The sequence below is a fragment of the Streptomyces sp. NPDC000594 genome, from assembly GCF_040299965.1.
Lineage (GTDB): Bacteria > Actinomycetota > Actinomycetes > Streptomycetales > Streptomycetaceae > Streptomyces.
On record NZ_JBEPCY010000004.1, the window covers coordinates 57,884 to 70,356 of the forward strand.

A 12,473-nucleotide genomic window follows, 5' to 3' on the forward strand; every position below is an offset into this window, starting at 1 on the left:
CGTTCACCCCCTTTCGGGCGAACGGGGCGTCGTTCGCTTTCCGGGCCCGGGCCGGAGCCGCGACCCCGGAGGTGCCGCACCCGGGGTGCCGCCCCGGAGCCGCCGCCCCGGAGGCGCTCCGCACGGGCCGCCGGTCGCCCACGGGTCCACGGTCCGCCGCCGTACGGTCAGTTGAGCATCGCGCGGGCGGCCCGCGCCCGGCCCCGGAGGGTTCTCGCGGTCGCGGGCTCGACCGCCTCCACCACATCCGCGTACGCCTCCAGCTCCACCGCCCCGGTGAGGAAGTCGCCCCGCTGGACGAGCAGCTGGGCGCGCTCGTACCGGAGGTTCGCCGGGTGCGAGGGCAGCAGCAGCGACAGCTCGACCGCCCGGAGCGCCACCGCCGACTGCTCCGGCCGGGCCGCGGCCCAGGCGCGGATGTTGTTCAGGATCCGCAGCACCACGTCGAGGGTGCTCGCGGGGGCGAACGCCGAGGGCTCCAGGGGAGCCCCGGCCGTCCGGGCGACCAGGTGGTCGGCCTCGGCCCCGGTCAGCGGCCGGCCGCCGGCGAAAGGGTCGGCGAGCACCCGCTCGGGGTGGTCCGGGTCGCCGAGGCCGACCACGAAGTGACCCGGCAGGGCCACCCCGTAGGCGGGCGCCCCGGCCCGCCGGGCGACCTCTATCCAGACCACCGAGAGCAGGATCGGCAGGCCCCGGCGGCGGCGCAGCACCTCGGGGAGGAGGGAGGAGTCCAGCCGCTGGTAGTCGGCGGGGGTGCCGTGGAAGCCGCACTCCTCGCCGAGGAGCGCGGCCAGCGCATCCGCCCAGCCGCCGGGGGTCTTGCGGCCGTAGGGCAGCAGCCCGGCGAGCCGGTCCAGCTCGATCTCGGCGGCGTCCAGGGCCGCGTCGTCCTGGGCCGGGTCGGCGACCGCGGCCAGCAGCAGACAGAGCCGGGCGAGGTCGGGGCGTTCCGACCGTGCTTCGTCGGCGAAGCGCTCCCGGTGTCCGGAGGAGTCGTTGTGCATAGGCCACTCGTACCCGTCTGTCGGTGTCCGTCCACCGATGGCCGCCGGGGAGCGCCCCCGGTGGCCACCGTCGTGCCCGCGGTCGCCCGCCGGCCGGTCAGGGCGCCAGGTAGTAGTGGTAGTGGTGGTGCGTGGTGAAGCCCAGCCGGTCGTAGAGCGCGCGCGCCCCCTCATTGTCCGTCTCGACCTGGAGCCAGGCGGCGGAGGCCCCCTCCGCCAGGGCGCGGCGGGCGAGTGCGGTCGTCATGGCCCCGGCGAGGCCCTGACGGCGGAGGGCGGGATCGACCTCCAGGGCCATGAAACCGGCCCAGCGGCCGTCGACCGCGCAACGGCCGATCGCGGCCGGCACCTCCCCCCGGTCCTCCCCCTGGCCTTTCCCCCGGCCCTCCCCCTGGCCTTTCCCCCGGCCCTCCCCTTCGCCCTTCCCCTCGCCCGCCACCGAGGCGAACCAGAGCGAGGGTCCGCCGCCGAGGACCGCCCGTATCGAGGCGGTGGCGCCGGCGGTGCCCCGGTAGCGCTTCAACCAGGCGTCGTCGAAGGAGCGGTCCAGCGCCACCCGGGAGACATCGGCGTCCCGGTCGGCGAGCGGGGCCAGTGAGGCGATACGGAACTCGACGGAGACCTCGCGCCGCCAGCCGCGCTCCTCCAGCGCCGCGCAGAGCGGCTCCTGGGTCCCGGCGGCGCCGGTGGCGGCGTGGATCCGGGCGGGCAGTCCCCGTTCGCCGTACCAGTCGACGACCCGGGAGAGCGCCTCGTCCAGGGGGAGGCCGGGATCGCCGGAGGTGAGGGCGGAGTTGGCCCGGCGGGTGAAGCCCCCGGCGGCACGGAGTTCCCACTCCCCGACACGGGTGCGCTCCTGGGGCGGCCAGGCGCGGTCGGCGGCCCGGCTCAGCTCCCGGAAATCCGCGGCGGGCCCCCGTCGGCGGGCGGGTGCGGGGGGCACCACTTTCCCCGCTACCAGGGACGCCTCCGCGACGGGGACGGTCTCGCCACTCTTTCGTGTGATCAGCAGCACACCGTTGTCCCAGGATGTGAGCACCCCGACGGTGTCGGTGAACCGCTCGCCCTCGCCCCCCGGAGCCGTCAGTCGCCGGATTGATACCCGTTTGCCCACGTCATGGGCGGTGATTCGGACTTCGAGCCGTCCTGCGCCGGTGAATTCCACAGCTCCGCGAGCCCCTCCTGTTCGGATCGTCCTCAGGAACGGAGATACTAGGGGTGGGCATCGACGACGCCGCGCTCCCGCGCACAGCAGCCCTACCGAGGAGGAACGACAGCGTGACCTACGTCATCGCGCAGCCTTGTGTCGACGTCAAGGACAAGGCATGCATCGAGGAGTGCCCCGTCGATTGCATCTACGAGGGCAACCGGTCCTTGTACATCCACCCGGACGAATGCGTCGACTGCGGTGCCTGTGAGCCGGTCTGCCCCGTTGAGGCGATCTTCTACGAGGATGACACCCCGGAGGAGTGGAAGGACTACTACAAGGCGAATGTCGAGTTCTTCGACGAGCTCGGTTCGCCCGGTGGCGCCTCCAAGCTCGGCCTGATCGAGCGGGACCACCCCTTCATCGCCTCCCTGCCGCCGCAGGGCTAGTCCACCGGGCTCTGCCCCGGGGCTGCCGGCCGGCGGCCCCGGAGGGCGGAGTCCCGCAGCAGCCCTCCCGGCCCCTGGTGCCGGTGCCGCTCCCGGTCCCGTACGGTCGTCGTCCGTACGGGACCGCCGTGGTTCGGGGGCTCCCCCGCGCGCCCCGCGCGCGCTGTCCTGTGCCGGACGGGTGTCCGGGCCGGTGCGGCCCGGGTCCGTCCCCCGCCCCCGGTGATCCAGCCCGGTGACAAGAACCGGCGACAAGAACCGGTGACAAGAAAGAGAAAGCCCGTGTCCGCAGTCTCCGCCCGTCTGCCCGTCTTCCCCTGGGACAAGCTGGAGCCCTACAAGGCGACGGCCGAGGCCCACCCGGACGGCATCGTGAACCTCTCGGTGGGTACGCCGGTGGACCCCGTCCCGGAACTGATCCAGCGGGCCCTGGTCGACGCCGCCGACTCGCCGGGCTACCCCACGGTGTGGGGCACCACCGCACTGCGGGACGCGCTCGCCGGCTGGGTGGAGCGCCGGCTGGGCGCCACCGGCGTCGGCCACCGCCAGGTGCTGCCGGTCGTCGGCTCCAAGGAGCTGGTGGCCTGGCTCCCCACCCAGCTGGGTCTGGGCGCGGGCGACCGGGTCGCCTACCCCCGGCTGGCGTATCCGACGTACGAGGTCGGCGCGCGGCTCTGCGGGGCGACCCCGGTGGTCTACGACGACCCCACCGAGCTGGACCCGGCGGGGCTGCGGCTGCTCTGGCTCAACTCGCCGTCCAACCCCACCGGGCGGGTGCTCGGCAAGGACGAGCTGACCCGGATCGTCGCCTGGGCGCGCGAGCACGGCGTGCTGATCTTCAGCGATGAGTGCTATCTGGAGCTGGGCTGGGAGGCGGAGCCGGTCTCGGTCCTCGACGCCGAGGTCTGCGGTGGCTCGTTCGAGGGTCTGGTCGCCGTCCACTCGCTCTCCAAGCGCTCCAATCTGGCGGGGTACCGGGCCGCCTTCGTCGCCGGGGACGAGCGGGTCCTCGGTGAGCTGCTCCAGATCCGCAAGCACGGCGGAATGATGGTCCCGGCGCCCGTCCAGGCGGCCACGGTCGCCGCCCTCGGGGACGACGCGCACGTCGCGGAGCAGCGGGTCCGTTACGCGGCCCGCAGGGCGGCGCTGCGGGGGGCCCTGGCGGGCCATGGCTTCCGGATCGAGCACAGCGAGGCGAGCCTGTATCTGTGGGCGACGCGGGACGAGCCGTGCTGGGAGACGGTGGCGCACCTGGCGGAGCTGGGCATTCTGGTGGCGCCCGGTGACTTCTACGGCACGGCGGGGGAGCGCTTCGTCCGGGTCGCGTTCACGGCGACCGACGAGCGGGTCGACGCGGCGGTCAAGCGCCTCGGCGGCTGATCCCGGCCGGGGCGCGGCCCCGGGGACGAACAGGGCTCTGGGCCCGGAGGCGATGGCTTCCGGGCCCAGAGCCGTTCACCGGGGGCCTGCCGGAATCGCTGGATCCGGGGCCGGTGCCGGTGGCGGGGGGTCGGTGGAGCAGGGATGCGGGGATACGGAGGGTACGGGGGTACGCGCCGGTCAGCGCAGCGGCAGGGTCTGGGCCGGGACGGCACCGGTGGGCAGCCCGCCGAGCAGCGCGCCGCCCGCGGGAGCGCCCTTGCCGAGGGTGCCGGTGGCGGTGTTCGCGGCGTCGCCGATGACGGTCCCGGCGGTGCCCGCGGTGTCGCCCGCGGCCTTCTGGGCGGCGGGGGCCGCGGTGCCACCGGCGCCGCCGACCGCCTTGCCGGCGGCCGGGACGGCCTGCTCGACGGCGCCGCCGCCGGTGTTTCCGGCCAGCTCGGTGGCCTGCCGGGCGGCGCCGTCCACGGTGCCGCCCAGGTTCTGGCCGTCCATGGCGGAGACGGCGCCCAGCGGGTTGGACTCCTGGAGGTCCACGGCGCTTGCGGAGCCGGCCGCACCGACCACGGGGCTTGCGCCCGCCGCGACGATCAGCGCGGCACGGGCGATCCGACGGGTCAGGGGGAGGGACATTTTGCTCCTTGAGACAAGAGGTGAGACAACAGGGACTGGTCTGTCGTCCGAAGCGGCTCCGGCTTCCGGGGGACGCCGGTCCGGGTGCTCGGACGCAGTGACAACCGCTCGGGGGGCCGGGGAAGTTGCGGTGCGCCAAGGTAAAGAGTTGGTAATGCGTCGCATTATCAGACCCGGATAAAAATGGGCATAAGTGTCCGACTCCCTGGCCATGGAGAAACGTCACCCCGCAAGGTGCGCCCGGTTTCCGGGGCCGGGGGGCGGGCCGGGGCCCCGGACTCCGCCGGGCCGGGGCACACTCCCTCTCCGGGGGGAGCCGTCGTACAGGGATGCGATGCGGTTCGGTCTACGGTTCGGTCCGATCCGCGAAGCGGCGCCCCGTGACACGCTTCGGCCCGGTCGGCCCGGTCGGTCGGCTCGGCCGGTTCAGCCCGCGACGCGCAGCCGTACGGTGTTCCGGTCCTCGTCCACCGTCGCGGCGGCCGGGCGCCAGCCCGCGCGGGCGTCGTCCCCGCTCCAGACCCGTCCGGCGTACCCCACCTCGGCGATCCGCAGACCGTCCGCGCGGGCCACCGCCCAGTGCGCCAGCTCCCAGCCGCGCCGGGTGCCCGCCCCGTCCCGTCCACCGCCGTCCCGTCCGCCGCTGTCCCGGGGCGCGGCCCGCCCCGACACACCGCCCGCCGGGCGCTCCCCGTCCGGGGCGGGCACCCGCAGAACGATCTCCCGCGCCGGGGTCCCGCCGCCCGGCCCCGGGGCGCCCTCCGGCAGCACCTCGCGGCCGAACTCCCGTACCAGCTCCCGCCGTACCTCCGCCGGGTCGCCCGCCCCCGCCGGGGCCGCCGGGACACAGCTCAGCGAGGCCGCCGTGCGCCCCGTGAGGGCCGCCGCCAGCAGGGCGGCGTCCGGCTCGTGCTTCGCGTACGCCTGCGGGAAGCCACTGCGCTGGACCCGCTGGGCGGCCACCGTCAGCGGCAGCCGCGAATACCCCGGGACCTCGGCGAGACCCTCGTAGAACCTCCCCGCCGAGTACACCGGGTCCTGGATCTGCCGGGCCGTCCCCCACCCCTTGGACGGCCGCTGCTGGAACAGCCCCAGCGAATCCCGGTCGCCGTACGCGATGTTCCGCAGCGCCGACTCCTGGAGCGCGGTCGCCAGCGCGATGGTGACCGCGCGCTCCGGCAGCCCCCGGGTGGTGCCCACGGCCGAGATCGTCGCCGCGTTCGCCGCCATCTCCGTGCTCAGCCCATAGCGCGGGGCGCCGTCGCCGGGCCCGCCGCGCACCACACAGCGCGGTGACCCGGTGTCCGAATAGTGCTGCATCGCGAGATAGCCGGAGAGCGCCAGCAGCGCGGTGAGCGCGGCCGTGTACCGCAGCCGACGGCTGCGCCGGGGGGTGGGGACGGTCTCGGGCACGCTGCCACCGTACAAGGGACGTACCCGGAAGCCGGCACCGTACGGCGAGGTCGCCGGGGGTACGGCCGCCCCCCACCGGCGCCCCCGCCGCCGTGCCCCGCTGGGGAGCCGCCCGGCGCCCGGGTGTGCCGCGCGGAGCCCCGTACCGCCCCGTACAGCCCCTCCTGTGGCGCGGACACCGCACCCACCGGCTGTCCGGAAGTGGCGGTGCGCGGGCGCCCCGGACGGCCCCGACAGGCCGTCCTGGGCCCGCGCTAGGGTCGAGGTCATGCCCCACAACGAGCTGGACCTCACTCTGGACGGGCCCGCGCTCACCGCCGCGCTGGTCGACTTCCCCTCCGTCAGTGGCGAGGAGAAGCCCCTGGCGGACGCCATCGAGCGGGCCCTGCGCGCCCTGCCCCACCTCAGGGTCGACCGGCACGGCAACAATGTCGTCGCCCGTACCGACCTCGGCCGCGCCGAGCGGGTCGTCCTCGCCGGACACATCGACACCGTGCCCATCGCGGACAATGTGCCCTCCCGGCTCGACGCCGAAGGGGTGCTCTGGGGCTGTGGCACCAGCGACATGAAGTCCGGTGTCGCCGTCCAGCTGCGGATCGCCGCCACCGTGCCCGCGCCCAACCGCGACCTCACCTTTGTCTTCTACGACAACGAGGAGGTCGCCGCCGACCTCAACGGTCTCGGGCATGTCGCCGCGGCCCACCCCGACTGGCTGGCCGGGGACTTCGCCGTCCTCCTCGAACCCTCCGACGGCGAGGTCGAGGGCGGCTGCCAGGGCACCCTCCGGGTCCGGCTGCGGACCGCCGGGGAGCGCGCCCACTCCGCCCGGAGCTGGATGGGGTCCAACGCCATCCACGGGGCGGCCCCGGTCCTCGCCCGGCTCGCCGCCTATGAGCCCCGCCGGCCCGTCATCGACGGCCTGGAGTACCGCGAGGGGCTCAACGCCGTACGGATCGAGGGCGGCGTCGCGGGCAATGTCATCCCCGACGAGTGCGTCGTCGTCGTCAACTACCGCTACGCCCCCGACCGCTCCGAGGCCGAGGCGCTCGCCCATGTCCGGGAGGTCTTCGCGGACTGCCGGGTCGAGGAGATCACGGTCGAGGACCACTCCGGCGCCGCGCTGCCCGGCCTGGGCCACCCGGCCGCCGCCGCCTTCATGAAGGCCGTCGGCGGGAGCGCCCGGCCCAAGTTCGGCTGGACCGATGTGGCCCGTTTCAGCGCCCTCGGGGTGCCCGCCGTGAACTACGGCCCCGGCGATCCGCTCTACGCCCACAAGCGCGACGAGCATGTCGTGGTGGAGCGGATCACCCACTGCGAGACCCGGTTGCGGGAGTGGCTGACGTCCTGAGTTCGCCCGAATGTCGCCTTGACCCGCCTACTCTTGGGTCCTGCACAAGTTCGGCGGAGGGAGCAGGCATGGGCAACCCCCAGGATGCGCGGGAGTTCGAGGAGCGGAGGCAGGGGCCGGTGCTGCGCCGCAGGGAACAGGTCCAGCCCGGGACGACCGACCAGCGGCTGCTGGACACGGAGGGGGACTCCGAGTGGGTGCACACCGACCCCTGGCGGGTCATGCGCATCCAGTCGGAGTTCGTGGAGGGCTTCGGCGCGCTGGCCGAACTGCCCAAGGCGATCAGCGTCTTCGGCTCGGCGCGCACCAAGCCCGACACCCCTGAGTACGAGGCGGGCATCCGCATCGGCGGGGCGCTGGTGGACGCGGGCTTCGCGGTGATCACCGGCGGCGGGCCCGGCGCCATGGAGGCGGCCAACCGAGGGGCGCGCGAGGCCCGGGGCATCTCGGTCGGCCTCGGTATCGAGCTCCCCTTCGAGCAGGGGCTCAATCAGCATGTCGACATCGGGGTGAACTTCCGCTACTTCTTCGTCCGCAAGACGATGTTCGTGAAGTACGCCTCCGGGTTCGTGGTGCTCCCCGGTGGGCTCGGCACCCTGGACGAGCTGTTCGAGGCGCTGACGCTGGTCCAGACCGGGAAGGTCACCCGCTTCCCGATCGTCCTCTTCGGGTCGGCGTACTGGAGCGGTCTGGTCGACTGGCTGCGGGAGACCGTGGTCGGCCAGGGCAAGGCGTCCGAGCGCGATCTGCTGCTCTTCCATGTCACGGACGATGTGGACGAGGCGGTCTCGCTGGTGACCAAGGAGACCGAGCGCTAGCGGGTCCTGCCGGCCAGGGAGACGGCGCGGGCCGTGCGGATGTTCCCGTACGGCCCGCCGCCCCCGGTTGTCCGGGTGTCAGCCTGGTTGTGTGGGGGTCAGCCTGGTTGTACGGGGGTCAGGCCAGCCCTCGGCGGGCCACGGCCGGCTCCCGGTGGCCCGCGATGGTGGCGACCATGTCGAGGACCTGCCGGGTCTCCGCGACCTCGTGCACCCGGTAGACCCGGGCCCCCAGCCACGCCGAGACGGCGGTGGTCGCCAGGGTGCCGATCACCCGCTCCTTCACCGGGCGGTCCAGCGTCTCCCCGACGAAGTCCTTGTTCGACAGTGAGACCAGCACCGGCCACCCCGTCGCCGCCATCTCGTCCAGCCGCCGGGTCGCCTCCAGCGAGTGGCGGGTGTTCTTGCCGAAGTCATGGCCCGGGTCGATCATGATCCCGTCGCGCCGTACGCCCAGCTCCACCGCGCGCTCGGCCAGGCCCAGGGTCACCCGCAGGATGTCCTCGACCACGTCGTCGTAGGCGATCCGGTGCGGCCGGGTCCTCGGCTCGGCGCCGCCCGCGTGGGTGCAGACCAGGCCTGCGCCATGCCGGGCGGCGACCTCCGCCAGCCGGGGGTCCACCCCGCCCCAGGCGTCGTTCAGCAGATCCGCGCCCGCCGCGCAGACCGCCTCGCCCACCTCGTGCCGCCAGGTGTCCACACTGATCACCACATCGGGGAAGCGGCGGCGCACCTCGGCCACGAAGCCGACCGTCCGCCGCACCTCCTCCTCGGCGGTGACCTCGTCCCCGGGGCCCGCTTTGACGCCGCCGATGTCGATGATGGCGGCGCCCTCCGCGACCACCTGCTCCACCCGGGCCAGTGCCGGCTCGTCGTGGAAGGTCGCGCCCCGGTCGTAGAACGAGTCCGGGGTACGGTTCACGATCGCCATGATCACCGGCTCGTGCGTGTCGAATTCACGCTGTCCCAGCCGCAGCATCAGCGGTTTTCCTCCTCTGGTCGTCCGGCTGCGACCCTAACTGTCCGACCGGCGTGGCACGATCGACCGGGCAAGGGTTGTGCCCGGGAGCGCCGGGAGTTCCGGGTGCCGGGAGCCCGGGGAGAGGGTCGTCAGGTGTTCTTGTTCTTGCTGATCACGATGGTCGTGGTCGTCGGCGCGGTCACACTGGCCGTGATCGGCGGCGACGGCGAGGTCCTGCCCGACGCCGCGCCCGACCGGCTGGTGGACCGGCTCCCGGCCCATCGGCCGGTGGGCCGGGCCGATGTGGAGGCGGTGCGGCTGCCGGTCGGGCTGCGCGGCTACCGGATGGCCGAGGTGGACGATGTGCTGAGCCGGCTCGGTGCCGAGCTGGCCGAGCGGGACGCCAGGATCGCCGAGCTGGAGAGCGCGCTGGCCGGGGCGCAGGCCACCGCGACGGGCGGGCCGGGTCTCTTCGGCCCGGCCGAGGAGCGGGACCGATGACCGGCGGCCCGGTGCCGGGGCCCGACGGCGCCCTCCGCTGCCCCTGGGGGCTCTCCACCGAGGACTATGTGACCTACCACGACACCGAGTGGGGGCGGCCCGTCCACGGGGACGACGCGCTGTTCGAACGGCTCTGTCTGGAGGCGTTCCAGTCCGGGCTCTCCTGGCTCACCATCCTGCGGCGCCGGGAGGGCTTCCGCCGGGCCTTCGACGGCTTCCGGATCGCCTCCGTGGCCACCTTCACCGACGCGGACCGGGAGCGGCTCCTCGCGGACGAGGGCATCATCCGCAACCGCGCCAAGGTCGACGCCACCCTCGCCAACGCGCGGACCCTCGCCGGGTGGGCCGCCGGCGAGCTGGACGCCCTGATCTGGTCGTACGCCCCGGACCCGGCGGGCCGGCCGGTGCCCCGGACCCTCGCCGACGTGCCGGCGGTGACCGACGGGTCCAAGGCGCTCGCCAAGGAGCTGAAGCGGCGTGGGGTGCGGTTCGTCGGCCCCACCACGGCGTACGCCCTGATGCAGGCGTGCGGGCTGGTCGACGACCATCTCGCGGGCTGTGTGGCCCGGGGGGCACCGGCCCAGGAGGGTCAGCGCCCCCGGTAGACCGGCCGCTCCTTGGCGAGGAAGGCGGCCACCGCGATGGCGTGGTCCTCGGAGGCACCGGCCCTGGCCTGGAGTTCCTCCTCCTTCAGCAGGGTCTCCGCCAGGGAGTGGCCGCTGGCGTGGGCCAGCGATTCCTTGATCGCCGCGTAGGCGAGGGTCGGGCCCTCGGCCAGCTTCCGGGCCACCGCGGTGGCCCGCTCCGCCAGCTCCCCGGCGGGGACGACCTCGTTGGCGATGCCCCACTCCTGTGCCTCCTGGGCGGAGAAGGACCGGGGGAAGAGCAGCAGATCGGCGGCGCGGCTCTGCCCGACCAGCCGGGGCAGGGTCCAGGAGATCCCGGAGTCGGCGGTGAGGGCGATGCCGCTGAAGGCGGTGGTGAAGGTCGCGGAGTCGGCCACCACCCGGTGGTCGGCGGCGAGCACGAAGCCGAGACCGGCCCCGGCGGCCACCCCGTTCACCCCCGCGACGACGGGCTTGGGCATGGTCGTCAGCGCCCGGATGATCGGGTTGTAGTGCTCGCGCACGGTGTTCATGAGGGTGCCCGAGCCGTTTTCACGGGCAGTTTCGAGCAATCCGATGTGTTCTTTGAGATCTTGTCCGACACAGAAGGCGCGCCCGGTCGCGGTGAGCAGAACCGCGCGTACGGAGGGGTCGCTGGAGGCCTCTTCCAGGGTGTCCCGCAGGGCGACCTTGGCCTCGATGTCGAGGGCGTTCATGGCACCGGGCCGGTTGATCGTGATCGTCGCGAGCCCGTCACTCACCTGGTACAGCACGGAGTCCGCCATGTCAGCTCCCCTGGGATCGGTGGTCCTGTCCGGGCTCAGCATGGACCAGATGTCCGCCGCGGGGCATGTGAGCTGCGTCAAACAGAACGGCGCCCGGGGGCGGGCGCGGGGGCGCCGAAGGGAGGCGAAGTATCGCAGGCAGATCGCCGAATTGGGTGGTTTTGCGGGAGCGCGTTGCCTAAGCGATGCCGACCGATGTTGGTCATCGGGTCCCGCGATGCGGGATAATGACCTGGAAGCAATGTGTTCGATGCCGGTGAAGCGTGCCTACCCAGGGGCCGTCGGCTGAGGATGAGCTGGTTTCAGGAAGGGGAACGAGCATGGCGGCCATGAAGCCGCGGACGGGCGACGGCCCGCTCGAGGTGACCAAGGAGGGGCGGGGCATCGTCATGCGCGTTCCGCTCGAAGGCGGCGGTCGGCTTGTCGTCGAGCTGACACCGGACGAAGCCGAGGCACTCGGTGACGCCCTCAAGAAGGTTGTCGGCTGACGCGGAGCCCCACCACAGATCTCACCGCCCCGGTGCCTTTTGGCGCCGGGGCGGTTTGCTGTGCTTCAGGTGCTTCAGGTGCTTCAGGTGCTTCAGGTGCTTCAGGTGCTTCAGGTGCTTCAGGTGCTTCAGGTGCTGCCGGGACCGCGGGGGCTGCCGGGGAGGGCGGGGCGGGAGGGATCGCCGGAGCCCCGGTGGCCCCGGGCGGTGCTCAGCCCCGGCGGACGGCGCTGAGCAGGCCGTCGCCCACCGGCAGCAGCGAGGGCACCAGCTCGGGGCTCTCCCGGACGGTGCGCAGCAGCTCGCGCAGGCGCAGCACCTCCACGGGCTGGGCGGCGGAGTCGACCGTACGGCCCCGGGCGAACACGCCCTCGAAGCAGACCAGGCCGCCGGGCCGCAGCAGCCGCAGCGACTCGGCCAGGTACTCCAGGGACTCGGCCCGGTCGCCGTCGCAGAAGACCAGGTCGTAGCCGCCGTCCGCGAGGCGGGGCAGGACATCCAGGGCGCGGCCGGGGATGAAGCGCGCCCGGTTGCCCGCGAAGCCCGCCGCGCGGAACGCCTGTTTGGCGAACTGCTGCCGGGCGGGTTCCGGGTCGACCGTGGTCAGCACCCCGTCCGGGCGCATCCCCTGGAGCAGATAGATCCCGGAGACGCCGGTGCCGGTGCCGATCTCCGCCACGGCCTTGGCGTCGGCGGTGGCGGCCAGCAGTCGCAGTGCGGCGCCGGTGCCCGGGGAGACCGAGGGCACCCCTGACTCCCGGGCCCGCTCGCGGGCCCAGTACAGCGCGTCGTCCTCGGCGACAAAGGCGTCGGCGAACGCCCAGCTTGTCTGCCGGTTCGCGGTAATGGGCGTCTCCTGTCCCCGTAGTTGAACGCGACGTTGACTGTATCCGCTGGCCCCGGGAACCCGCAGATGGGACCGGGCGTTGAGAGAGGCGGGG

14 protein-coding genes are annotated in these 12,473 nt (G+C 73.7%); 7 read left to right on the forward strand and 7 right to left on the reverse strand.

Annotation, left to right across the window (positions count from 1 at the left end):
- Window positions 1-167: 167 nt before the first annotated feature.
- Window positions 168-1,004: a transglutaminase-like and tetratricopeptide repeat-containing protein gene (locus ABT354_RS07500; RefSeq protein WP_351490332.1), complete on the reverse strand. Its 837-nt coding sequence runs from the start codon at window positions 1,002-1,004 to the stop codon at window positions 168-170.
- 97 nt (window positions 1,005-1,101) lie between these two features.
- Window positions 1,102-2,169, reverse strand: coding sequence for a GNAT family N-acetyltransferase (locus ABT354_RS07505; RefSeq protein ID WP_351490335.1), 1,068 nt, complete (start codon window positions 2,167-2,169; stop codon window positions 1,102-1,104).
- 113 nt (window positions 2,170-2,282) lie between these two features.
- Here ABT354_RS07505 and fdxA point away from each other — a divergent pair, with 113 nt between their 5' ends.
- A complete protein-coding gene (gene fdxA, locus ABT354_RS07510) occupies window positions 2,283-2,600 on the forward strand; it encodes a ferredoxin (protein ID WP_351490338.1) in 318 nt (105 codons plus the stop codon).
- A gap of 282 nt (window positions 2,601-2,882) precedes the next feature.
- On the forward strand, window positions 2,883-3,980 hold the full coding sequence (dapC, locus tag ABT354_RS07515; RefSeq protein WP_351490340.1) for a succinyldiaminopimelate transaminase: 1,098 nt from the start codon (window positions 2,883-2,885) through the stop codon (window positions 3,978-3,980).
- Window positions 3,981-4,160: 180 nt separating this feature from the next.
- Here dapC and ABT354_RS07520 read toward each other — a convergent pair whose 3' ends face one another.
- Window positions 4,161-4,613 carry an ATP-binding protein gene (locus ABT354_RS07520; RefSeq protein ID WP_351490342.1) on the reverse strand — a complete coding sequence of 151 codons (453 nt, stop codon included), beginning with the start codon at window positions 4,611-4,613 and terminating at the stop codon, window positions 4,161-4,163.
- Window positions 4,614-5,039: 426 nt separating this feature from the next.
- Window positions 5,040-6,026 carry a hypothetical protein gene (locus ABT354_RS07525; RefSeq protein ID WP_351490344.1) on the reverse strand — a complete coding sequence of 329 codons (987 nt, stop codon included), beginning with the start codon at window positions 6,024-6,026 and terminating at the stop codon, window positions 5,040-5,042.
- A 268-nt stretch (window positions 6,027-6,294) separates the two neighbouring features.
- Here ABT354_RS07525 and dapE point away from each other — a divergent pair, with 268 nt between their 5' ends.
- Entirely contained in the window at window positions 6,295-7,374 is a 1,080-nt protein-coding gene (gene dapE, locus ABT354_RS07530) for a succinyl-diaminopimelate desuccinylase (RefSeq protein WP_351490346.1), read from the forward strand.
- Window positions 7,375-7,442: 68 nt separating this feature from the next.
- Window positions 7,443-8,192: an LOG family protein gene (locus ABT354_RS07535; RefSeq protein ID WP_351490349.1), complete on the forward strand. Its 750-nt coding sequence runs from the start codon at window positions 7,443-7,445 to the stop codon at window positions 8,190-8,192.
- Between the two features lie 118 nt (window positions 8,193-8,310).
- Here the strand turns inward: ABT354_RS07535 and folP are convergent, their stop codons facing one another.
- Window positions 8,311-9,171 (reverse strand): dihydropteroate synthase, encoded by an 861-nt coding sequence (gene folP, locus ABT354_RS07540; protein ID WP_351490352.1) that lies wholly within the window; start codon window positions 9,169-9,171, stop codon window positions 8,311-8,313.
- 135 nt (window positions 9,172-9,306) lie between these two features.
- Between folP and ABT354_RS07545 the strand changes: the two genes are divergently transcribed.
- On the forward strand, window positions 9,307-9,654 hold the full coding sequence (locus tag ABT354_RS07545; protein ID WP_351490355.1) for a DivIVA domain-containing protein: 348 nt from the start codon (window positions 9,307-9,309) through the stop codon (window positions 9,652-9,654).
- Window positions 9,651-10,259, forward strand: a complete 609-nt coding sequence (locus tag ABT354_RS07550; protein ID WP_351490357.1) for a DNA-3-methyladenine glycosylase I — start codon at window positions 9,651-9,653, stop codon at window positions 10,257-10,259. The genes ABT354_RS07545 and ABT354_RS07550 overlap by 4 nt, the downstream gene beginning before the upstream one ends.
- On the opposite strand, the gene chcB is transcribed toward ABT354_RS07550, so the two are convergent.
- A complete protein-coding gene (chcB, locus tag ABT354_RS07555; protein WP_351490359.1) occupies window positions 10,244-11,044 on the reverse strand; it encodes a 2-cyclohexenylcarbonyl CoA isomerase in 801 nt (266 codons plus the stop codon). The genes ABT354_RS07550 and chcB overlap by 16 nt on opposite strands.
- A 320-nt stretch (window positions 11,045-11,364) precedes the next feature.
- Here chcB and ABT354_RS07560 point away from each other — a divergent pair, with 320 nt between their 5' ends.
- A complete protein-coding gene (locus tag ABT354_RS07560) occupies window positions 11,365-11,532 on the forward strand; it encodes a DUF3117 domain-containing protein (protein ID WP_009997451.1) in 168 nt (55 codons plus the stop codon).
- A 211-nt stretch (window positions 11,533-11,743) separates the two neighbouring features.
- Here ABT354_RS07560 and ABT354_RS07565 read toward each other — a convergent pair whose 3' ends face one another.
- Window positions 11,744-12,445 (reverse strand): O-methyltransferase, encoded by a 702-nt coding sequence (locus ABT354_RS07565; RefSeq protein ID WP_351491114.1) that lies wholly within the window; start codon window positions 12,443-12,445, stop codon window positions 11,744-11,746.
- Between the last annotated feature and the right edge of the window lie 28 nt (window positions 12,446-12,473).

Excerpts from the sequence above, each read along its gene's own strand:
- ABT354_RS07500 (WP_351490332.1), bottom strand. The coding sequence starts at position 1,004 with ATGCACAACGACTCCTCCGGACACCGGGAGCGCTTCGCCGACGAAGCA.
- ABT354_RS07520 (WP_351490342.1), bottom strand. The coding sequence starts at position 4,613 with ATGTCCCTCCCCCTGACCCGTCGGATCGCCCGTGCCGCGCTGATCGTC.
- dapE (WP_351490346.1), top strand. The coding sequence starts at position 6,295 with ATGCCCCACAACGAGCTGGACCTCACTCTGGACGGGCCCGCGCTCACC.
- ABT354_RS07535 (WP_351490349.1), top strand. The coding sequence starts at position 7,443 with ATGGGCAACCCCCAGGATGCGCGGGAGTTCGAGGAGCGGAGGCAGGGG.
- folP (WP_351490352.1), bottom strand. The coding sequence starts at position 9,171 with ATGCTGCGGCTGGGACAGCGTGAATTCGACACGCACGAGCCGGTGATC.
- ABT354_RS07550 (WP_351490357.1), top strand. The coding sequence starts at position 9,651 with ATGACCGGCGGCCCGGTGCCGGGGCCCGACGGCGCCCTCCGCTGCCCC.
- chcB (WP_351490359.1), bottom strand. The coding sequence starts at position 11,044 with ATGGCGGACTCCGTGCTGTACCAGGTGAGTGACGGGCTCGCGACGATC.
- ABT354_RS07560 (WP_009997451.1), top strand. The coding sequence starts at position 11,365 with ATGGCGGCCATGAAGCCGCGGACGGGCGACGGCCCGCTCGAGGTGACC.